This is a genomic window from Emticicia sp. CRIBPO, assembly GCF_009905725.1.
Lineage (GTDB): Bacteria > Bacteroidota > Bacteroidia > Cytophagales > Spirosomataceae > Leadbetterella.
In genome coordinates, this window is record NZ_JAAAKV010000015.1 from 26,447 (window position 1) to 45,731 (window position 19,285).

A 19,285-nucleotide genomic window follows, 5' to 3' on the forward strand; every position below is an offset into this window, starting at 1 on the left:
TTGAATTTTTTAATGGTATGCAAATAAATGAAAAATAAAAGAGGAATAATACCATGGCCTTTAATTTTAATTTATGTCTGCCATATCTTCAGGGATTATTCCAGAGCAGCAGATTCATTTTTTTCATAATCTCAGGATAAATACTTAGCATTGCAGAAAAAGCCGGCCGATGCCAATTAAAAAAGAATCTTACCCCTTGTTTTCTCATGAATATTTTATGAGTAAAGCCCTGCAACTCGCTGTTGAAGCGGGTGAGAAGGGTGAAGTCCCTGTCGGAGCCATCGTCGTGGCAGAAGGCAAGAGAATCATCGGGAAAGGCTCTAACCAGACCGAGCAGCTGCAGGATGTAACAGCCCATGCCGAAATTCTGGCCATAACGGCCGCTTCACAATACCTGGGAGGAAAATACCTTAAAAACTGCACCCTTTACGTCACACTCGAACCCTGTGTGATGTGTGCCGGGGCACTGGCCTGGTCGCAGATCGACCGGATCATCTTTGCCGCTTCCGACCAAAAGAAAGGCTTCACATTGATCAACCAGCGGATTATACACCCCAAAACGGAAATTTTATCGGGAATTCTGGCCGAAGAAGCCGGATTTCTTCTGAAAGCTTTTTTTAAGAATCTCAGAAAGTAAGCTTTGCCATCTCTCTTTTTTTGTTTGAAAATAAGTGTCAAACGAACATAATTTCGAATACCTGTGTTATCAAAAATATAAGTTTAACTCAAAATTCAAAATATTATGGCTTTTACACTAGCTCCGCTGCCTTACGCAAACGACGCCCTCGAACCTCATTTCGATGCTTTGACAATGGAAATTCACCATGATCGTCATCATAATGCATATGTAACCAATCTTAATAACGCTATTGCCGGAACAGAACTGGAAGGTAAAACCCTGAAAGAACTTCTTGCCGGAATCAGCAAACTTCCGCCGGCTGTCCGTAACAACGGTGGTGGTCACTTCAACCATGATCTGTTCTGGAATATCCTTTCGCCAAACGGCGGCGGTGCTCCGTCAGGTGAATTGGCTGAAGCTATCAACAAAGCTTTCGGTTCATTTGACGAGTTCAAAACAGCTTTCAAAGCTGCGGCGACCACCCGTTTCGGTTCAGGATGGGCCTGGTTATTGGTAAAAGCAGACGGTTCTGTGGCTATTTCTTCTACTCCAAACCAGGATAACCCTTTGATGGACGTAGCTGAGGTACAAGGAACGCCTCTTTTGGGTCTTGATGTATGGGAACATGCCTATTACCTGAAGTTCCAGAACAAAAGACCTGATTATATAGATACTTTCTGGAATGTAGTAAGCTGGGAAGCTGTAGCTGAACGCTTTGCTGCTGCCAAATAATTTCTGAAGAACGGAGGAAGGAGTTCGGAGAAAAATCTCCAGATTCCTTCCTCTTTTTACATTTCTCTTTCTATCTTTTCCAGTTTTCTGTTTTCGTCCCTCCTTTTTCCATAAATTATTTTGATTTATAAAAAACATTCATACATTTGCGACATGAAATCATTCAAAAGCATAGCAAACATCTGGTGGTGGCGTTCTACTCTTCGAAGTTGAACGGTTAGTGCTATGCAATGAATTCAAAGAAATTTTGCGGCTTGCTGTTCACACGGCAAGCCGTTTTTTTTGACCTTTTTTTGACAAAATATTAAAATGTATCATTAAAATGACCGCAAATAGCCCGAATATTGAAATGAAAACAACCTATCATGTCTCTACAAGACATAAAAAACTACTGGCAGATACCCTGACTCCGGTAAGTATTTTCCTCAGATTGAGAAAACAATATCCGTTTTCTGTGATCCTGGAAAGTGCCGATTATCATGCCATGCAAAACAGCTTCAGTTACATCGCCTGCGACCCGGTGGCTTACTTCCAGATTGACAATGATGAAGTGACCGAAAGTTTCCCGGACGGCAAAAAAGAAAAATATAAACTGGCCTCACGCAAGGATGCCGTAGGGGCATTAATGGAATTTACCAAACAATTCAAAGCTCCTGAAAACAAATATCCTTTTATTTCCAACGGACTGTTCGGACACATCACTTATGACTCTGTCGAGTATTTCGAAGACATTGAAATACAGGAGAAAAGTCCGGAAACAGCCATCCCACAGATTCTTTACAGGGTGTACCGTTATGTGATTGCCATCAACCATTTCAAAGATGAGATGTATCTTTTTGAACACACCTACACTCCTGAAGGAGCGGAGCCTAAGCCGATAGAAAACGGACTGGAAACGCTGGAGATTTTTGTAAAAACACCAAAAATATCAACAGGCCATTTTAAAGCTTCTGAACACGAAGACACCAATATCCAGGACGACGACATGCGTGAAATCATCGGTCAATGTCAGAAACATTGTCTCAGAGGTGATGTTTTCCAGATTGTTCCTTCCCGCAGGTTCTCCAGGAAGTTCGAAGGCGACGATTTTAATGTTTACAGGGCTTTAAGAAGCATCAATCCTTCTCCTTACCTGTTCTATTTTGACGGAGGAGACTACCATATTTTCGGATCATCCCCTGAAAAACAAATCTATATCAAAAACGGCCAGGCGGAGATTCACCCGATAGCCGGAACATTCAGAAGGACGGGTGATGACATCAAAGATGCCCAGCTGGCTAAAGACCTCCACGCAGACCCTAAAGAATCTGCGGAGCATGTGATGCTGGTCGATCTGGCCAGAAACGACCTTTCAAGAAGTTCGGATGGCGTGAAGGTTGAAGTTTTCAAAGAAGTTCAGTTCTATTCCCATGTCATTCACCTGGTTTCAAAAGTAACAGGCTCCATGACTGAGGGCACTAACCCGATGCAACTGGTAGCAGATACCTTCCCGGCCGGAACGCTCTCAGGGGCTCCGAAACACAACGCCATGACCATTATCAACAGACTGGAGCCTACCAACCGCAGTATTTACGGTGGAGCCATCGGATTTATGGATTTTGATGGTAATTTTAACCACGCTATCGCAATCAGGACCTTCCTGAGCAAAAATGATACCTTGTTTTATCAGGCCGGGATGGGTGTGGTAGCCAAGTCAAACATTGAATCTGAAATGCAGGAGGTACACAGCAAATTAGGGGCCCTGAGAATGGCAATTGAAATGGCTAATGAACTGTAAATAATCAACCTATGAATCCTTTATTAAAAAAGCTGAATTTTAAAGACCATAAGGAAATAATTATCCTTAACCCACCGCAGGAATTTGCTGAGCAAATGAAGGATTTCGGGCTTTACGGTGCTGTTATCAATGCCATTCCTGAAGGTAAAATTCAATTTGTGATGGTGTTTGTCACTAAACAAGTTGAAGTAGATGACCTGGCTCCGGAAATCGCAGAAAAGCTGAAAGGAGATGCTGTTTTCTGGTTTGTGTACCCTAAAGGTACTTCCAAAAGATACAAATGTGATTTTAACCGTGACACCGGCTGGCAAATCATGGGAAAACTGGGACTCGAAAGTGTCCGAATGGTGGCCGTTGATGAAGACTGGTCAGCTCTGAGATTCAGAAAAGTGGAATATGTGAAAGTGATCAACCGCGATCCAAGCTGGATTGCCACAGAAGAAGGAAAAGCAAAAGCAAAAAAACAATCATGAAAATATTAGTATTAGACAATTACGATTCATTTGTATATAACCTGGTTTATATCCTTAAAGACCTGGGTGGCGATGTGGATGTATTCAGAAACGATAAAATAGCCCTGGAAGACGTAAAGAAGTATGATAAAATACTACTTTCTCCAGGCCCGGGGATTCCTGAAGAAGCCGGAATCATGCTGGACCTGCTCAAAGAATATGCCGCTACAAAAAGCATCTTCGGCGTGTGTCTGGGTCACCAGGCCATCGGCGAGGCTTTCGGCTCCAAGCTTCACAACATGGGAGAAGTTTTGCACGGCGTAACCACCAAATGCATCATCAAAGACACTGAGGAAGTACTTTTCAAAGGCGTTCCAACCGAATTTGAAGTGTGCCGCTATCACTCGTGGACGGTTGTTCCGGAAACCATGCCTGCAGACCTTAAAATCACTGCTGTGGATGAAAAAGGTTTTGTATTGGGCGAAGCCCATCAGAAGTATGATATCCGTGGCGTTCAGTTTCACCCGGAAGCTTACCTGACTCAGCACGGTGTAAAAATGGTGGAGAACTGGCTGAGAAGCTGAAAGTCCCCCCGGCGTGACCGCCAGGGGATTGAGACTCATTCTGTCATTAAAGCATTCAATATTCATAATTAATATAACGTGAAACAATATTTAAACCAGCTGATCAGCCATACATCCCTTTCAGAGGATGAGGCTAAAGCAGCTTTGTTAAAAATCGGTCAGGGCGAAGTAAATCCCTCCCAGATGGCCGCATTCCTGATGGGCATACAGGCCAAAGGAGTTACTGTGGATGAACTGATCGGATTCAGGGAAGCCATGCTCGAACTGGCGGTTATCGTAGATCTGACAGAGTTTGATGCCATGGATTTATGCGGAACCGGTGGCGACGGCAAAGACACCTTCAATATTTCCACCACCGCCTCTTTTATAGTGGCAGGAGCCGGGCAGAAAGTCGCCAAACATGGTAACCACGGTGTATCTTCTTCCGTAGGATCAAGCACTGTCCTCGAATATCTGGGGGTGAAGTTTTCAAATGACCAAGATTTTTTGAAACATAAAATAGAAACAGCAGGCATATGCTACCTGCACGCCCCCCTGTTTCATCCGGCTATGCGGCATATCGGTCCGATCCGCAAAGAACTGGGTATCAAAACCTTTTTTAACATGCTGGGGCCGCTGCTCAATCCGGCCAAAGTAGAAAAACAGCTTACCGGGATATATGACCTTTCGATATTCGACCTGTATCACCAGCTGTTTAACCGCTCTGTCAGTCAATACGGTATTCTACACAGTCTTGACGGCTACGATGAAATTTCACTTACCGGCGACTTCAAACTGGCGACCAACGACTTTAACAAAAATTACTCTCCCTCAGATATCGGACTTGAAGTCCTGCTTCAGGATCAGCTGCACGGAGGCGATTCGCTGGAAGCTTCAGCCAAGATCATGGTGTCCATCCTGGAGAACGAAGGCACTCCTGCTCAGAATGCCGCAGTGCTGGCCAATGCGGGTGTAGCACTGAGTGTATCACGGGGATTGGATCTGGCTGAAGGTATTGCCTTAGCGAGGGTTTCTCTCGAAAGTGGTAAGGCCTTGGAGAGTTTCCGGAGATTGGTGGAGTGATCAGGTTTCACTCGTGGTAATGCTTTTTAAATAGAAAAGCAGGTATCTTTCTTCCTTACAAATAATATTTTATACCTGATGTGCATCATTCTATCAAGAATTCATGCACATCCTGGCATTGCTTTTTCCAATATTGTCATTTAACCATCAAATTTTAATGTACATCATTGAAAGTTACTCTACCGCCGTATTTTTTTGCATCATCACCATGATTGCCTGGGGTTCCAGCTCAAACACCCAAAAACTCGTCAGCCCAAACTGGAGAGTTGAACTTTTTTGCTGGGACTATGCTTTCGGGATACTGATAACTTCACTGATCTTTGCATTAACAATAGGTAGCTACGGAGCTGAGGGTCGAAGCTTCATTGAAGATCTTCAACAGGCCAATACCAAAAACATCGGCAATGCCTTGCTGGGAGGCATTATTTTCAATGCTGCCAACATTTTATTTATTTCTGCCGTGTCAATGGCCGGAATATCTGTGGCCTTTTCAGTGGGTTCCGGCTTATCTCTTGTCATTGGGGTCGTGGTTAATTACCTGGATTCACCCATCGGAAATGTTACCCTGCTCTTCTCAGGTGTCTTCCTTATTATTGTGGCTATTCTGCTGAATACAACCGCTTATGCCAGGATGTCTGCAGGAACAAAATCGTTTTCTGTAAAAGGACTGTTGATATCCATCAGCAGCGGGATTTTGATGGGGCTTTTCTTTAAATATGTCGCTAATTCAATGTTTCCCGATTTCAAGATTCCTGTCGAAGGAAAACTCAGTCCTCATTCTGCGGTTTTCATCTTCGCATGCGGTGTTTTCCTCAGTAATATTTTCTTCAACACGTTCATCATGTTCAAACTGTTTACCGGCACCCGGGTTAGTTTTGCCGGCTATTTCAAAGGAAGTTTCAAAAATCACTTTTTAGGAGTTATGGGTGGTTCTATATGGTGTATCGGGATGTGTTTTAGTATTATCGCCTCTGACAAAGCAGGAACAGCTATTTCATATGGGTTGGCATCCGGAGCAATCGTCGTAGCCTCTATATGGGGTATTTATGTCTGGAAAGAATTCAAAACAGCTCCCAAAGGCACCAATGTCTTACTGAACATCATGCTGATTTCATTTCTCTCCGGATTAATATTAATTGTCACTTCCAGGTAATTTTATCTGTATTTCCCTTTTGCAGCCTGTCTCTTATAGGAAACGCCTTCTCTGCATTGCAAAGAAGGCGTTTTTTAATCAGGCTATCTGATGCAGGCTTAAGGAAGCGACAACAAAAATCCGATGGTAAAGTTAGCATCCCAGTCAAACACAAATTGTTCTGTTCCGGTAGCGTCTTTGATGCCTTTGTAGATGTTAAGCCCGGCTTTGGCTTTCGCATCTTCCAGTTTATATTCCTTCGGATCTTTCAACACTGTGTATCTTTCTTTTCCTGCACGCACTTTTTTAGCCAGTTCAAAAGGTACCCCACCGATGATAAAACAGGTTTTGCGTTTCAGGCTTGGAACGTCAGAAGCGAGTTTTTTCACTTCGTTATACACTTTTCCGTCATCATCACCATTCTGGAAATACTTGGCTCCGTAAGTTTCAAAAGCTGAAATAGAGCTTCCGCTGATCCATGAAATTTTGGTGTTACCCGAACCGATATCTGTTACAAACGCTTCTTCTTCGTAATCTTTCGGCAATACACATTTCAAAGCCAGGGCTCCTTCCTGCTGCGGGGTCACGGTATTGACCTGGTAGTTAAGCGATTTCAACGCCTTGATGATTTTCTGGGTTACCTCGGCTTTTGCCGCTCCGGAACTTACCACAAAGTGGATATTCTTGCCGTTAACACCATAATCCAGCATAGACCCGATGTATTTTTTCAAACCGATTCTAACATCGTCATCTGTGGCCATGTTTTCAGTAACGAGGCTGTTACCAAATTCCGGCTTTACAAGTTTCCAGTTTTTATCCTTATCAATTCTGACGATGAATGAGTTAAAACCACTGGCTCCCAGTTCAACCACTCCTTTCAACGTGCCGTTGATCGGCTCAGGAGCTACGTAAGTGAAGCCTGAGTTGCTTTCAGCAGTAGCTTCAGTATCTGTGGCAGCAGAACCTTTGGTCTCTGCTCCGGGGATGCTCGGACTTTCAACCTCATCGGTTGTTTCTTCTGTCTGGCTCTGGGCTTTCAGTTTCTGACCCAGGGATGTATTTTCAAGAAACCATTTTCCTCCAAAAAACAGGGCCGCCACAATGGCGATGATCATCATGAATTTTGAAAAAGGCGTTAATCGTGTTTTCATTGTTTAAAAGTATAGTTTATAATTAATTATCAAATAATTTATCGTACTGGTTACCGCTTCTTTCGGAAGAGCTGACCTGGTTACCAGCCACCAACAGCTTTTTGTCACTTCCTAAAAGCATAGATACCCCTTCTTTTTCCCATTTTTCGAGCATATCCAGACCTTCTTCTTCAAATACACCATTTTGCAGGTCAATTGAATTCATAAAGTTAGAAGACAAATCCATGAATCTCTCCATTTCTCCGACTTTCTGACTCACATCTTCAGCGATATTCTCCAAAGCCATGTCAAACATGTGTCTCTGATCTTTGTTACCCGAAAGAATGTTCATCGCAGAGGTCATGGCAGAGTGACTCGCACGGATGGCTTTACGCTCCTGCTCTTTCACCATCACCTGGTCTTTGATGTCCTCCAGCATGATCTCTGAGTTTTCATACATTTTACCCAAGACACGGTACAGGATCTCCATCTTCTTATAAAGGTCTTCCAGTTTCATGTTAGACTCTTTCAGACGGCCGGCTTTTCTGGCCTTCAGCACCATCAGGGCTTGTTTATCCGTTTCCTTGGCTTTGCTGGCCAGGCTCAGGTCGTTCTGAATCTGCTTCGAATTATTATCGATGATGGTCTTAAGATTCACCATCTGGCCTTTCAACTGAGTAATCTGCTGGTTCATTTTACCCAGGTTGCTTCTCAGCTCTTCCACGTAGGTTTTAAGGATACCGATCGGGTCGATCTGTACGAAAATACCGGTAATCCAACGCATGATACCCCTGTAGATATAAAACACCATCTGACGCATTTTAGAGTCAAACACCATATAAAGCAAAGCAGCCAGGGCCACCAGGAGCAGGGCAAGATAAAGCGTATTTGAAGCCAGCGAAATTAGAAAAGGTAAAGACTTATAAAGAAAATATCCACCGGCGATGATACCTGTTGCTAAAAAAAGCATACCGGTCGTACCTTCCGGTTTCTCCCAAAATGATTTTGGTTTGATTTCCTGTAGTTCCATAGTTTTTATTTGTTTTAAATTTAATCCGAAAGTTTATTTTATGAGTATTAATTTATTTGAGATATTGACTGATTTTCTGGATATCCGTTTCAATCTGACCAGCCAGATCCATGTAAGTCGTTTTAAAATCATTTTTCGTCGCATCCAGTTTTAAAACCGACTCTGAGATTTCAGCTTTCAGTTTTTCCATAGCAGCCTGACCCTCCTGGATCTCTTTGGTCAGCTGGGCTATTTTCTCTCCTTTTTGTTTTAGCCCGAGTTCCATATCCTGGATGTTCTTTTCCTTGTCACCGATCTGCTTGGCCCTCTGCACACTCAAAGCTTCCTGAAACTTGCTTTCTTCTTCTTTAAGGGTTTTCAGGTAAACGTTTGCCGTGTCTGTCAATCGCTGCTGCGAAGTACCCATGGCCTGGGCCGCAGCATAAGCCGACTGGTAACGGGTGGCTTCATCCATAGGCAACTTGGCCAGGCTTTGCAGGGATTTTTTAAATTCAAGGTAATCAAAACCTTCCTGATTGTTCTTTTCCAGCGAACTGAACAATAAATCGTAGAACTGCTCACTGACTGACCCCTTGACTTCAACTGGTGCTGAAGCGGCAGCCTGCGACTTGGTTTCCGGTTTTTCAGATGCTTTTTCAGAGGGCTCTTCAGTAGCCGAACCGCTGGCATCATCCACAATAAAAACGCTTTTGATTTTCTTTAAAAAATCGCTCATGTTGTTTTGTTTTTAAGATTACGGTCCAAATTTTAGATGAAATTAACGATTTTCAATGGATTTTTATGTGCTGCCTTGTAAAGACATGTCAATCGGTTAATTTTAATGATGATTTTTGAAACGAGATGCAGTAAAGATTCCGGAAGGCAGATAATTTAAATGTTGCAGGATGTAAACCACAAAAAATCCATCCTTCTTAAATAATTAAAAAGGGCAGAAACAAAAATGAGCAGGTATCAGCGGTTAAACAGGCTGCTACACCAGTTGATGAGCTCTGTTTCATCTACAATACTCCAGGAATGCGGATGCCGGGAGCCGTCTTCTCTGAAACCTTTATTATTTGTGCTGATCAGCTCCGCATCTTTATTACCGTCTATCATCAGCTGATTGATAAGGGCCGCACAATCAATGGAATTCATGCCGTAATAATCCAGCCTGCGGTTTTCGAGCCACCAATTGACATCAGGTTCATGATAAATCCTGACGGGTGTTTTGTCAAGAAAGACGGCATTTCCTCCCTTTCTGGCCGAATAAGAGAACGGTGACCCGGTATGATAGTTTGACAGCTTTTGATAAGGCGTGCCCCCATATTTACTTTCCAGGAGACTCAGGACCATCTTCCCCTCCGCCACTGCCACCGAGCTGAAATTGAGTTCTACTTTCTTTTTACATTCTCTCCAGAATCTTTCATAGTCCAGCGGCGGATCAACGGCCATTACCCCGGCGACCTTTATGCCGCTGTGATTTTTCCCCTGTTCTCCATATTGGGCATACCGTATGGCCAGGGAACCGGCTGCCGAAAGACCACCGACAATCACCTTATTCTTCGGGATATTGTATTTAACCGTAACCTCAGCAATCATTTCATCCAGTAATTGTAAAGGATAGTCTTCCACCATAATGTCCAGGTAATTGGAAGATGGAATCCCCATCATCAGTACAATCCCTTTTTCGGCAGCCATGCTGACCATCGGGTGTGAAAACGGAAGATAGGTCAGGACAAACATGCCTTTGATCTGCCCTTTGGGCAAAACAAGCTGATATAAGTTAGCGGTGGAATCCCTGGGATTACGGAAAACAGTAATGGGTTCCTGGGCAAATGAGATATGAAAACCAGGTATTAAAAAAAGAAGTAATAATAGCTTTTTCATTTTATAAGCGGGGCTTTTGTCAAAGGTATCCGCATTGTTACTCCTCTCCAAAAATCTTAACTTTTATTAGCAATCTTTAACATATCCAAACTCTTGTGGTCATTTATCTTCTTTTCATTAGATTTGTGAATCAATAAAACCAATTCAGCCTTATGTTAAAATTAGGATTTGTAAGTGCCATATTAGCCGATTTCGGATTTGAGCACGTTGTGAATTTTGCTCAGAAAAATGAGTTTCAATGCGTCGAAATGATGTGCTGGCCGGGTGATAGCGGCGACAGCAGGAGATATGCCGGTGTGAGCCATATCGATGTTGAGAAAATGGACGTCGATTATATCAAACATTATATCGCAGAAAGAGGAATCAGCATTTCAGGGCTCGGTTATTATCCCAACCCGATGGATCCGGACCCTAAAAAATCAGAATACTACGTAGAGCATATCAAGAAGATCATCAGGGCCTGTAATGCCCTGGGCGTGCCGGTCATGAACACTTTTATCGGCCGCGACCAATTTAAAAACGTGAAGGATAACCTGGAAATATTCAAAAAACTCTGGAAACCGATCATTGAAACAGCAGAACAGGAAGGCATCAAGATCGGTATTGAAAACTGCCCGATGTTTTTTACCAATGACGAATGGCCCGGTGGTAAAAACCTGGCGACAAGTCCGGCGATCTGGGACCAGATGTTTGAGATTTTCCCTACGCCGCTTTTTGGTCTGAACTATGACCCCTCTCACATGATCTTCCAGATGATGGATGAGATCAAACCGATCTATCAATACAAAGACCGCCTGCATCATGTGCACATCAAAGACGTAAAAGTATACAAAGATAAACTGGACAGGGTGGGCATTATGGCCAATCCGCTGGAATATCACTCGCCTAAGCTTCCGGGGCTGGGAGATGTCAACTGGAGGGCTTTCTTTGCGGCTTTAACTGATGTCAGATACCGTGGACCGGTGGTGATTGAAGTGGAAGACAAAGCTTACGAAGGCAGTCCTGAGGACGTCACCACCGCCATCAGAACGGCCAGAAACTACGTCAAACAATTTTTAGGATAATTTTTTAAGGGTAAATTACAACTTTTAAGTCGCGTCAGGGGTCATAATAGCAAAAGACATTATACCCATGATACGTAAAATAGTTGTATTTACCCTTTTAGCATTAGTTTCTTTTGCCTGCGAAAAAGAATCGGACACCATCAGTGATCTGAAACTGGTATCTTTCAGACCCAATCAATGCAGTGAACCATGGGATCTGGAAAAATACAATAGCCCCGGAGAAATCAGCCGGGAAAACCGCTTAAAGAACTACCTCAAAGAAAAGGGTATAACTACCATCACCAACTTTGAAGCGGTCACTTCAGACAGCGGGTCCTATTGCAAGGCCTGCACCTGCCCGGATAATCATGTTTTTAAATTTACTGTCACTTTGCAGGATTATACAAAGCTGAAAAACATGGAGCCTTTTTCAACCTATCTGTCTTAAAGCCGGAAAAACCTGATTCCAACTTTCAGGACAGATGAAGAATCATCATAAAAAATACAAATTAATTATGCTACGTAAAACATTTGCCATCGCCCTTCTTGCACTTGCCTCTTTTTCGTGTGAGAGCAGTTCAGTTCCGGCTGAAAACGAAGTAAAACTAGTGGCTTTCAAGCCAAACCAATGCAGCGAACCATGGGATGCCGCCAAGTACACCTCCAATGAAAGCCTGAGCCGTGCAGACAGGTTGAAAAACTATCTCAAAGATAGTGGCATCGGACAGATTACAAATTTTGCTGTAACGACCGATAATAACGCCTACTGTGCAGCCTGTACATGCCCGAGCAGCGACAATATCAAGTTTACTGTAAGTCTGTCTGACTTTGAGAAATTGAAGACCGTAGCTCCTTTTTCGACTTATCTCAAATAACCGGCTGAGTTGCCGGATTGATTATGACTCCCAGGATATTATTGCTATTACTCCTTTCAGTGAATTTTGTGGCCTGTGAAAATGAGCAGGAAGAAAAGTGGGAAGAAAGAGGACTGAAACTGGTAGCTTTCAAGCCTAATCAGTGTAATGAGCCCTGGGATGGTGCCGGATACAGAACTTCCGAAGCTCCTAGCCGCCCCGAAAGGTTGAAAAATTACCTCAGGGACAATGGTATCAGCCAGATTACAAATTTTGAGATCACAATAGACAACAAGATATACTGTGAGGCTTGCTCTTGTCTGAGTGGCGAAAACGTTAAGTTTACCGTAACCATCTCAGATTTTGAAAAATTGAAAACCATCGCTCCTTTTGATAATTATCTGAAGTAAGTATCCTATAAAGAAAAGCCCCGGCATCATTTCTGATGCCGGGGCTTTTTATATTTCCTGATGCCGTATTATTTCAACGAGTTGATATAAGCAGCAATGGTTAATGCATCTTTTTTCGGAACCTGTGGCATCGGGGCCATTGGAGTGGCGTAATCAGGCCAGTTTTCAGGCTTAGGATTGTAGATCAGTTCTACGATCTTCTCAGCACTGTACTTTCTTTTAGCCACATCTTTGAATGCTGGGCCTACTACTTTCTTGTCTTCAGAGTGACAAGCCAGACAGGTGTGTTTCTGAAGAAGTGGTTTGATCTGTGCAAAAGTCATCGGAGCTGCTTTGGCTGGTGCCGCGGTAGTTGCTTTGCCTTTGCCGTCAGGGGAAACCGTTTCTTTAGCAGTTTTAGATGGAGCCTCCGCTTTAGCTTTACCTGAATCAAAAGTCTTCAGTTCAGCAGCACCCAGTTTAGCTCCTTCCGGAATCGCGTTCAGGGTGTAATAAGCCGTAGGGTGTACCAGTGACCATGAACCGGTCGTAGCTCTGATACCGCCTAAAGTAAGTTCATGAACATAATATTTTCTCAGACCGTCAGCTACAATTCTCAGTTTTTTACCGTCTTCCGAAAGCTTAACTCCTTTGATTTTCAGATCTTCACGGTTGATCGGAGGTGAACCGTAAACCGGGTGGTGCTTATAGATAAAGCTGCTCAGTGAAATTGAAGACAAATCTTCAGCAGATTTACGATCAACCGGCATGGTGAATTCTACTTCAAAACCGTCCGGCATAGCCTTCACCGTTGACATTTCGAAAGGTATTTTTCCATTCCAGATCAGTCTTTGCAAACCCTGGTTGGCATCTCCGGCCGATCCCCATCCACGGTTGGTTTCTCCGACAAACATCGATCCGTCCGGAGCGAAGGTCATACGCATGACACCCGACTGGAATCCTGAACGGAAATCCCAGGCAGCTCCCTGAAATTCGCCGTTTACTTTTTCAAGATAAACCCTCATGATTTTTGACTGACCCTGGTCACCTACAAACAACTGACCGGCAAACGGACCGAAGTCACCCTGCGTTTCATCTTTGATGATCTCAGAGTTTGAAATTCCGAGAATACCGTGAGGAAGCCAGACTGCCGGCAACTGAACCGCAGGATATTTCTCTTTCAATGTATACAGATAATCAGGTTTCTCATTAACCACGTTCTCAGGCTTAATGTAATTTCCACCTGCATTCTTCACTTTCCTGTTGTCTCTTTCTGCAAAAAACTGTTCTTCAGTCAGTTTTACCGGAGAGTTTTTATCTACCCATTTTAAACTGGCCGGGTGTCCGGTGAAAGCTCCTTTTTTAACGTGCCATACTCCACCTGATCCCATCCAGTCACCTTGGTTGTCTGCATAGAACAATTCGCCGTCTATCATACCCAAACCGGCCGGAGAACGCATACCTGCAGCCCATGCTTCGATTTTACCATCTTTATGTACTTTGAATATCGAACCTCTGTTAGGTACTCTCGCTTCACCTCTCCACCATTCCTCATCACCGAAAGCCACATTACCACTGACGAAAAAGCTTCCGTCCGGAGCAGGCTTAGGCCCGAATGAATATTCGTGATAGTGACCTGAAACAGGCCATGCACTGACAGTTTCATAGCTGTCGGCTTTACCGTCGCCATTCTTATCAGTCAGCTTGGTTAACTCACCTCTCTGGGCACAATAGAATGAGCCGTCTTTGTAAATCAAACCAAGTACTTCGTGAAGTCCTGAAGCAAATTTCCTGAAATAGGGCTGACGGCTGGTCGGGTTCTCCACCACCCAGATGTCTCCGCGTCTGGTAGCCAGGGCAAGTGATCCGTTCGGAGTCATGGTTACACCACCGACTTCCAATAAAACACCTTCAGGCACAGGCAGGGTAACGATTTTATAAAAATCCTCTTCTTTTGGCGATTCCTGGGCCAGAACGGCAGAAGAACAGGCCATCGTCAGTATTAAAGCTTTAAATATTTTTTTCATTTTCTTGATTCAGATTACTAATTAAAACAAAAGTGAATAGATAATTTTACCGTTGGAAGGCGTCGCTACCAGCTCCTGACCGTTGGCAGTGCTTTTGATGGTAGCCCCTGATCCGGTGTCAATCTTAATAAAGTATGACTTGTTATCTACAGCATAAAGCCCTTCTTCCACTTTCTCTATCTGTTTACCTTCTGCAAGACGTGCCTGAACACTTTTTGCCGGGTTTTTAATATTTACTTCGCGGCTGAAATACTTACCGTCCACAATTCTGATGGCATCACTTACGTCTGCTCCGAATATCTTGTATTTAAAAGTAGGCAGATCAGCATCATCAAGGTCGTATCCCAAAGGTTTGTAACCGCTTCCGGTAGTATCTTTCGGCCAGGCCGCTGCAGAGGCATCTGCCAGCAAAAGGTCATGGTTAAGCAAGGTTACACTGCCCAAAGGTCTTGAAGAACCGTCTCCCCTGTCGTTCCACATTGGTGTGGCATCAAGGAACCCGCCTTTCCAAACCTGCACCAAAGCACCTTTATCAAGGTCATAGGTATAGTGAAGATTGTCAGGGGTTCCAACTGAAATCGCATGAACAATTCTGAATCTTGATTTGTCTTCCGGTTTTTTGAAATCCATGAAACTTCTCAATGTTGTATTGTTTGAAGCAGATACGATGATCGGATCTGATAGTTTACCGGCAATCAGTGAACCTACGGCATGGTGAGGCGTTTCTCTGAATCCAGGGCCTGATGACCAGAATGCCAGCACAGGTTTCATCCATCCGTCGCGTTTGTTGTTGAATATCTCAATGATATGGTCTCCGGCTTTCAGATCTACAGAGGCCTCACGGATGGTGTTGGTCTGAAACCACTGGTTATCCAGGACTTCCTTATTGTCGATTTTCAACCAACTGTGGCCTGATTCCTGTAGTTTGAAAGTATAATTTCCGTCGGTAGGGGCGGTATATTTACCTCTGATCACAAATGCGTAATCATTCGGGTTTTTAGTAACTTCCCACGTCAGGCTCTCAATTTTACCTCTTTCGTCCACTTTAAGGGTTGAAAGGTCCGTATCATGCTGATAGCTTCCGTAGTACACCTTGTAAGTAAGGTCAGAAAGCGTTCCCGGTTTTTTGTCAAAATTCGTGATCTTAATGTCTTTGATGGCCAATGAACCGTGGTCTCCCTGGATTCTCAAAGGACCCATTGCCACTTCATTTTCGGTCATTGCACCCCTCGTAACTCCTGAAAGCTCTACATTTTCATGAACAGTAATGCCGTTCAGTTTTATGCTGATGATCCTGGCGTTGGCAATTTTCTTACCTGCTGCATCAAATTTAGGTGCCTGGAATGAGATTTTGATTTTCTGCCATAAGCCCGGGGCTTTAGAAACGTTGACTCTCGGAGCATAACCTTCATAACCTTTCTGGCCTTCAGGCATGGCTTCGTTCCAGCGTTCGTAGATACCGCCGGCATCGCTGTATTTGGCAGTTTTCTTTCCCCAGCTATCAAAAAGCTGAATTTCATAACGTCCTTGCAGATAAATACCTGAGTTCGATCCTTTTGTCAGCATGTAATCCAGTTCTACATCCAGATCACCGTGTTCAAAATTGGAGAACAAATCATACTCTCTGCCGTATTTACCTTTTTCGTGGAAACAAGCCAGGACCCCTGTTCCGGGTGTAGTGTTGAGAACATTCTCTTTGGAGATGTCTGCCGATGCATTACCGACAATCTTCCAGTTGCCCGTTGTATTGGGTTTAAAGCTGCTTAAATCATTAAGCGGTAGCTGTGTCTGGGCAAATGCCGACCAGGACAGAAGAAGAAAAAAAGCGAGTTTTTTTTTCATGAAATCGTTTAAGATTGAAAAATGAGAAATACAAAAAATCAATATGGCCATTCCGAATAAGCTTTGCAGCATTCGTCAGAGCAGCGTTTTAATCAGGTTTTGCTACAAATTTACCATCAAATCGTGATTAAAAAAATATTTTATTAAATGTCGCCCTGACACGACCAAAGTCAGCCCGGCAGCAGCATAAGCGGCTGATATATAATGCAGAATTTCAATCGATTTAAACCCGCAAATACCTTCTGGGGTCTATGACTAAATCAGGAATTCGAAAAGCTCCGGCTTGTCGTTAATGTAGGTAAACTGAACGTTGGAGTTTTCCATTCTCTGGATCAGGCCTTCAAAATCGTCCTTTTTCTCAATTTCTATACCCACCAGGGCCGGGCCCCTCTCTCTTGCAGTTTTTTTAGAATATTCAAAGAAAACAATATCCATGGTTGGCCCGAGTACATGCTCGAGGAATTCTTTCATTGCTCCGGAACGTTGCAAAAACCTGATGATGAAATAATGTTTTAGTCCTTCATATAGCAGTGACCTTTCCTTGATCTCTTCCGTACGGGTAATGTCATTATTCCCTCCGCCGATAATACAGACCACATTCTTACCTTTGATTTTATCCCGGATAAAGTCAAGGGCCGAAACACTCAATGCCCCGGCAGGTTCGGCCACGATGGCTTCTTCATTGTACAGCTGGAGAATCGTCGAACAAACTTTACCTTCAGGAATCAGCAGGATGTCGTCCAGCTTGTTTTTAACGATCTGGTAGGTCTTATCTCCCACCCTCTTAACGGCTGCTCCATCCACAAACTTATCTATATGCTCCAGTGTAACCACCTCGCCCTGTTCAAATGACACTTTCATGGAAGGCGAGCCCAGCGGTTCTACGCCAATCAGTTTGGTTTTAGGGCTCAGTTGCTTAAAAACAGTCGAAACCCCGGCAGCCAGACCACCGCCTCCTATCGCAAAAAGTAAATAATCAATCTTAAAATCTGCATCCTTGAAAATCTCAAGGCCAACCGTACCTTGTCCTTCCATGACCTGGAAATCATCAAAAGGGTGTACAAAAATCCCTCCGGTTTTCTCCACATATTCCTGGGCGGCATAGTAGGAGTCATCATAAGTATCCCCGCTCAGTTTGATCTCGATCCAGTCTTTGCCAAACATGCTTACCTGCCGCACTTTTTGGGCCGGAGTGGTGGTAGGCATAAAAATGATCCCTTTTACTTCCAGTTTACGGCAGGCGTACGCCACACCCTGGGCATGATTCCCCGCACTGGCACAAACCACCCCTCTCAATAATTCATCATGAGGGATAGCCGCCATTTTATTGTAGGCTCCGCGAATCTTATATGACCTTACGACCTGGAGATCCTCTCTTTTAAGAAAAATATTGGCCTGGTATTTCTCAGACAGGTTGCTGTTGAATGTCAATGGAGTTCTGATAGCTATATCCCGAAGCCTTTCCGAGGCCGCATAAATATTTTCGAGTTCTATTGAATCCTGATGGTCTTTTTGATTTGAAGAGGACATATTTGAAGAGAGATAAAAATACCGACAAACCTACAAAAAACTACTAAGTTTACCGGCAAATATCCGCATTTTTTATCCGGCTGTATGAAATTACTTTTCACAGGTAATCTAAATGAAAAAGCCACCGGATTTAGTACTTCCGGCGGCTTTTAATAAGATCTATTTATTCTCAGCTGTTTTCTGGTCTCAGGCTGCGGACAGTCTTACCTGCTCTCCACATTTCTGATTCACGAAGTTCAGCCAGTTCAACCTCCAGTTTCTCACGGTAGTCAGACTGCGAGTTTCTTTCAATTGAGATGCTCGCTTCGTTCTGAGTTTTAACTGAGTTGTACAGTTGCTCAAAAACAGGTTTTGTAGCATCGCGGAAAGGCTTCCACCAGTCCAAAGCACCACGCTGAGCAGTGGTAGAACAGTTGGCATACATCCAGTCCATACCGTTTTCAGCTACCAATGGCATCAATGACTGAGTCAATTCTTCCACAGTTTCGTTAAACGCCTCAGAAGGTGAGTGGCCGTTCGCACGCAATACTTCGTACTGAGCCGCGAAAATACCTTGTATAGCTCCCATCAAAGTACCACGCTCTCCTGTAAGATCCGAGGTAACTTCTTTGTAAAAATCAGTTTCAAACAAATAGCCTGATCCCACACCGATAGCCATGGCGATACATTTCTGACGGGCAGTTCCTGTAGCGTCCTGATAGATTGCAAATGATGAGTTAAGACCTTTACCTTCTACGAACAGACGACGAAGTGAAGTTCCTGATCCTTTCGGAGCAGCAAGGAACACGTCAACATCAGCAGGAGGTACGATACCTGTTTTTTCTTTGTAAGTAATTCCGAAACCATGCGAGAAATACAGAGATTTACCCGGTGTAAGGAATTTCTTCACAGTTGGCCACAATTCGATTTGTGCAGCATCTGAAAGTAAATAACAAATGATGGTACCTTTTTCCAAAGCTTCTTCGATTTCGAAAAGCGTCTGACCAGGAACCCAGCCATCAGCAATTGCCTTGTCATAAGTTTTACCTTTACGCTGACCCACGATAACGTTCAAACCGTTATCACGCATATTCATCGCCTGACCCGGACCCTGAACACCATAACCGATTACAGCGATAGTCTCATTAGCCAATACTTCTCTTGCTTTTTCAAGGGGAAATTCTTCTCTTGTTACAACTTCCTCCTCAACGCCTCCAAAATTTAATTTTGCCATTTT

General features: G+C 43.7%; 19 protein-coding genes. 11 read left to right on the forward strand and 8 right to left on the reverse strand.

The genetic code is table 11. The annotated features are described in order from the left end of the window. Positions 1 to 169: 169 nt before the first annotated feature. The 7 genes from GVN16_RS23755 to GVN16_RS23785 all read left to right on the forward strand — a co-directional run bounded on the left by GVN16_RS23755 (position 170) and on the right by GVN16_RS23785 (position 6,379). Entirely contained in the window at positions 170 to 637 is a 468-nt protein-coding gene (locus GVN16_RS23755) for a nucleoside deaminase (RefSeq protein ID WP_166566462.1), read from the forward strand. A 105-nt stretch (positions 638 to 742) separates the two neighbouring features. After that, on the forward strand, positions 743 to 1,351 hold the full coding sequence (locus GVN16_RS23760; RefSeq protein ID WP_166566463.1) for a superoxide dismutase: 609 nt from the start codon (positions 743 to 745) through the stop codon (positions 1,349 to 1,351). A 322-nt stretch (positions 1,352 to 1,673) separates the two neighbouring features. Then, positions 1,674 to 3,128 (forward strand): anthranilate synthase component I family protein, encoded by a 1,455-nt coding sequence (locus GVN16_RS23765; RefSeq protein ID WP_229244336.1) that lies wholly within the window; start codon positions 1,674 to 1,676, stop codon positions 3,126 to 3,128. A gap of 11 nt (positions 3,129 to 3,139) precedes the next feature. Continuing rightward, complete coding sequence (locus tag GVN16_RS23770; protein WP_166566464.1) at positions 3,140 to 3,601, forward strand: hypothetical protein; 462 nt, start codon at positions 3,140 to 3,142, stop codon at positions 3,599 to 3,601. Continuing rightward, on the forward strand, positions 3,598 to 4,164 hold the full coding sequence (locus GVN16_RS23775; RefSeq protein ID WP_166566465.1) for an aminodeoxychorismate/anthranilate synthase component II: 567 nt from the start codon (positions 3,598 to 3,600) through the stop codon (positions 4,162 to 4,164). The genes GVN16_RS23770 and GVN16_RS23775 overlap by 4 nt, the downstream gene beginning before the upstream one ends. Positions 4,165 to 4,242: 78 nt before the next feature. Next, a complete protein-coding gene (gene trpD, locus GVN16_RS23780) occupies positions 4,243 to 5,226 on the forward strand; it encodes an anthranilate phosphoribosyltransferase (RefSeq protein WP_166566466.1) in 984 nt (327 codons plus the stop codon). Positions 5,227 to 5,383: 157 nt separating this feature from the next. Continuing rightward, a complete protein-coding gene (locus GVN16_RS23785; RefSeq protein WP_166566467.1) occupies positions 5,384 to 6,379 on the forward strand; it encodes a GRP family sugar transporter in 996 nt (331 codons plus the stop codon). Between the two features lie 98 nt (positions 6,380 to 6,477). Here GVN16_RS23785 and GVN16_RS23790 read toward each other — a convergent pair whose 3' ends face one another. From GVN16_RS23790 to GVN16_RS23805, 4 genes are all read right to left on the reverse strand, one after another. Further along, the gene (locus tag GVN16_RS23790) at positions 6,478 to 7,509 is read right to left on the reverse strand and encodes a hypothetical protein (protein WP_166566468.1); all 1,032 of its coding nucleotides are present in this window, start codon (positions 7,507 to 7,509) and stop codon (positions 6,478 to 6,480) included. Positions 7,510 to 7,531: 22 nt separating this feature from the next. Beyond that, positions 7,532 to 8,518: a hypothetical protein gene (locus GVN16_RS23795; RefSeq protein WP_166566469.1), complete on the reverse strand. Its 987-nt coding sequence runs from the start codon at positions 8,516 to 8,518 to the stop codon at positions 7,532 to 7,534. A 52-nt stretch (positions 8,519 to 8,570) separates the two neighbouring features. Then, the gene (locus tag GVN16_RS23800) at positions 8,571 to 9,233 is read right to left on the reverse strand and encodes a hypothetical protein (RefSeq protein WP_166566470.1); all 663 of its coding nucleotides are present in this window, start codon (positions 9,231 to 9,233) and stop codon (positions 8,571 to 8,573) included. Between the two features lie 236 nt (positions 9,234 to 9,469). Beyond that, a complete protein-coding gene (locus GVN16_RS23805) occupies positions 9,470 to 10,384 on the reverse strand; it encodes a hypothetical protein (protein WP_166566471.1) in 915 nt (304 codons plus the stop codon). A gap of 152 nt (positions 10,385 to 10,536) precedes the next feature. On the opposite strand from GVN16_RS23805, the gene GVN16_RS23810 reads away from it, so the two are divergent. From GVN16_RS23810 to GVN16_RS23825, 4 genes are all read left to right on the forward strand, one after another. After that, positions 10,537 to 11,448: a sugar phosphate isomerase/epimerase gene (locus GVN16_RS23810; protein WP_166566472.1), complete on the forward strand. Its 912-nt coding sequence runs from the start codon at positions 10,537 to 10,539 to the stop codon at positions 11,446 to 11,448. A gap of 67 nt (positions 11,449 to 11,515) precedes the next feature. Then, positions 11,516 to 11,875: a hypothetical protein gene (locus tag GVN16_RS23815; RefSeq protein ID WP_166566473.1), complete on the forward strand. Its 360-nt coding sequence runs from the start codon at positions 11,516 to 11,518 to the stop codon at positions 11,873 to 11,875. Positions 11,876 to 11,942: 67 nt separating this feature from the next. After that, positions 11,943 to 12,302 (forward strand): hypothetical protein, encoded by a 360-nt coding sequence (locus GVN16_RS23820; protein ID WP_166566474.1) that lies wholly within the window; start codon positions 11,943 to 11,945, stop codon positions 12,300 to 12,302. A gap of 23 nt (positions 12,303 to 12,325) precedes the next feature. After that, positions 12,326 to 12,691, forward strand: a complete 366-nt coding sequence (locus GVN16_RS23825) for a hypothetical protein (protein WP_166566475.1) — start codon at positions 12,326 to 12,328, stop codon at positions 12,689 to 12,691. 68 nt (positions 12,692 to 12,759) lie between these two features. Here the strand turns inward: GVN16_RS23825 and GVN16_RS23830 are convergent, their stop codons facing one another. From GVN16_RS23830 to ilvC, 4 genes are all read right to left on the reverse strand, one after another. Further along, a complete protein-coding gene (locus tag GVN16_RS23830; RefSeq protein ID WP_166566476.1) occupies positions 12,760 to 14,697 on the reverse strand; it encodes a c-type cytochrome in 1,938 nt (645 codons plus the stop codon). Between the two features lie 21 nt (positions 14,698 to 14,718). Continuing rightward, positions 14,719 to 16,539: a family 16 glycoside hydrolase gene (locus tag GVN16_RS23835; RefSeq protein WP_166566477.1), complete on the reverse strand. Its 1,821-nt coding sequence runs from the start codon at positions 16,537 to 16,539 to the stop codon at positions 14,719 to 14,721. Between the two features lie 255 nt (positions 16,540 to 16,794). After that, positions 16,795 to 18,069: a threonine ammonia-lyase gene (ilvA, locus tag GVN16_RS23840; protein ID WP_166566478.1), complete on the reverse strand. Its 1,275-nt coding sequence runs from the start codon at positions 18,067 to 18,069 to the stop codon at positions 16,795 to 16,797. A 169-nt stretch (positions 18,070 to 18,238) separates the two neighbouring features. After that, the gene (ilvC, locus tag GVN16_RS23845; protein ID WP_166566479.1) at positions 18,239 to 19,282 is read right to left on the reverse strand and encodes a ketol-acid reductoisomerase; all 1,044 of its coding nucleotides are present in this window, start codon (positions 19,280 to 19,282) and stop codon (positions 18,239 to 18,241) included. Positions 19,283 to 19,285: the final 3 nt, after the last annotated feature.

Coding starts and splice junctions, on each gene's coding strand:
- GVN16_RS23790 (WP_166566468.1), bottom strand. CDS start 7,509: ATGAAAACACGATTAACGCCTTTTTCAAAATTCATGATGATCATCGCC.
- ilvA (WP_166566478.1), bottom strand. CDS start 18,069: ATGTCCTCTTCAAATCAAAAAGACCATCAGGATTCAATAGAACTCGAA.
- GVN16_RS23770 (WP_166566464.1), top strand. CDS start 3,140: ATGAATCCTTTATTAAAAAAGCTGAATTTTAAAGACCATAAGGAAATA.
- GVN16_RS23760 (WP_166566463.1), top strand. CDS start 743: ATGGCTTTTACACTAGCTCCGCTGCCTTACGCAAACGACGCCCTCGAA.
- GVN16_RS23835 (WP_166566477.1), bottom strand. CDS start 16,539: ATGAAAAAAAAACTCGCTTTTTTTCTTCTTCTGTCCTGGTCGGCATTT.
- GVN16_RS23765 (WP_229244336.1), top strand. CDS start 1,674: ATGACCGCAAATAGCCCGAATATTGAAATGAAAACAACCTATCATGTC.
- GVN16_RS23810 (WP_166566472.1), top strand. CDS start 10,537: ATGTTAAAATTAGGATTTGTAAGTGCCATATTAGCCGATTTCGGATTT.
- GVN16_RS23800 (WP_166566470.1), bottom strand. CDS start 9,233: ATGAGCGATTTTTTAAAGAAAATCAAAAGCGTTTTTATTGTGGATGAT.
- GVN16_RS23815 (WP_166566473.1), top strand. CDS start 11,516: ATGATACGTAAAATAGTTGTATTTACCCTTTTAGCATTAGTTTCTTTT.
- GVN16_RS23775 (WP_166566465.1), top strand. CDS start 3,598: ATGAAAATATTAGTATTAGACAATTACGATTCATTTGTATATAACCTG.
- ilvC (WP_166566479.1), bottom strand. CDS start 19,282: ATGGCAAAATTAAATTTTGGAGGCGTTGAGGAGGAAGTTGTAACAAGA.
- GVN16_RS23805 (WP_166566471.1), bottom strand. CDS start 10,384: ATGAAAAAGCTATTATTACTTCTTTTTTTAATACCTGGTTTTCATATC.
- GVN16_RS23820 (WP_166566474.1), top strand. CDS start 11,943: ATGCTACGTAAAACATTTGCCATCGCCCTTCTTGCACTTGCCTCTTTT.
- GVN16_RS23755 (WP_166566462.1), top strand. CDS start 170: ATGCCAATTAAAAAAGAATCTTACCCCTTGTTTTCTCATGAATATTTT.
- GVN16_RS23830 (WP_166566476.1), bottom strand. CDS start 14,697: ATGAAAAAAATATTTAAAGCTTTAATACTGACGATGGCCTGTTCTTCT.
- GVN16_RS23825 (WP_166566475.1), top strand. CDS start 12,326: ATGACTCCCAGGATATTATTGCTATTACTCCTTTCAGTGAATTTTGTG.
- GVN16_RS23795 (WP_166566469.1), bottom strand. CDS start 8,518: ATGGAACTACAGGAAATCAAACCAAAATCATTTTGGGAGAAACCGGAA.
- GVN16_RS23785 (WP_166566467.1), top strand. CDS start 5,384: ATGTACATCATTGAAAGTTACTCTACCGCCGTATTTTTTTGCATCATC.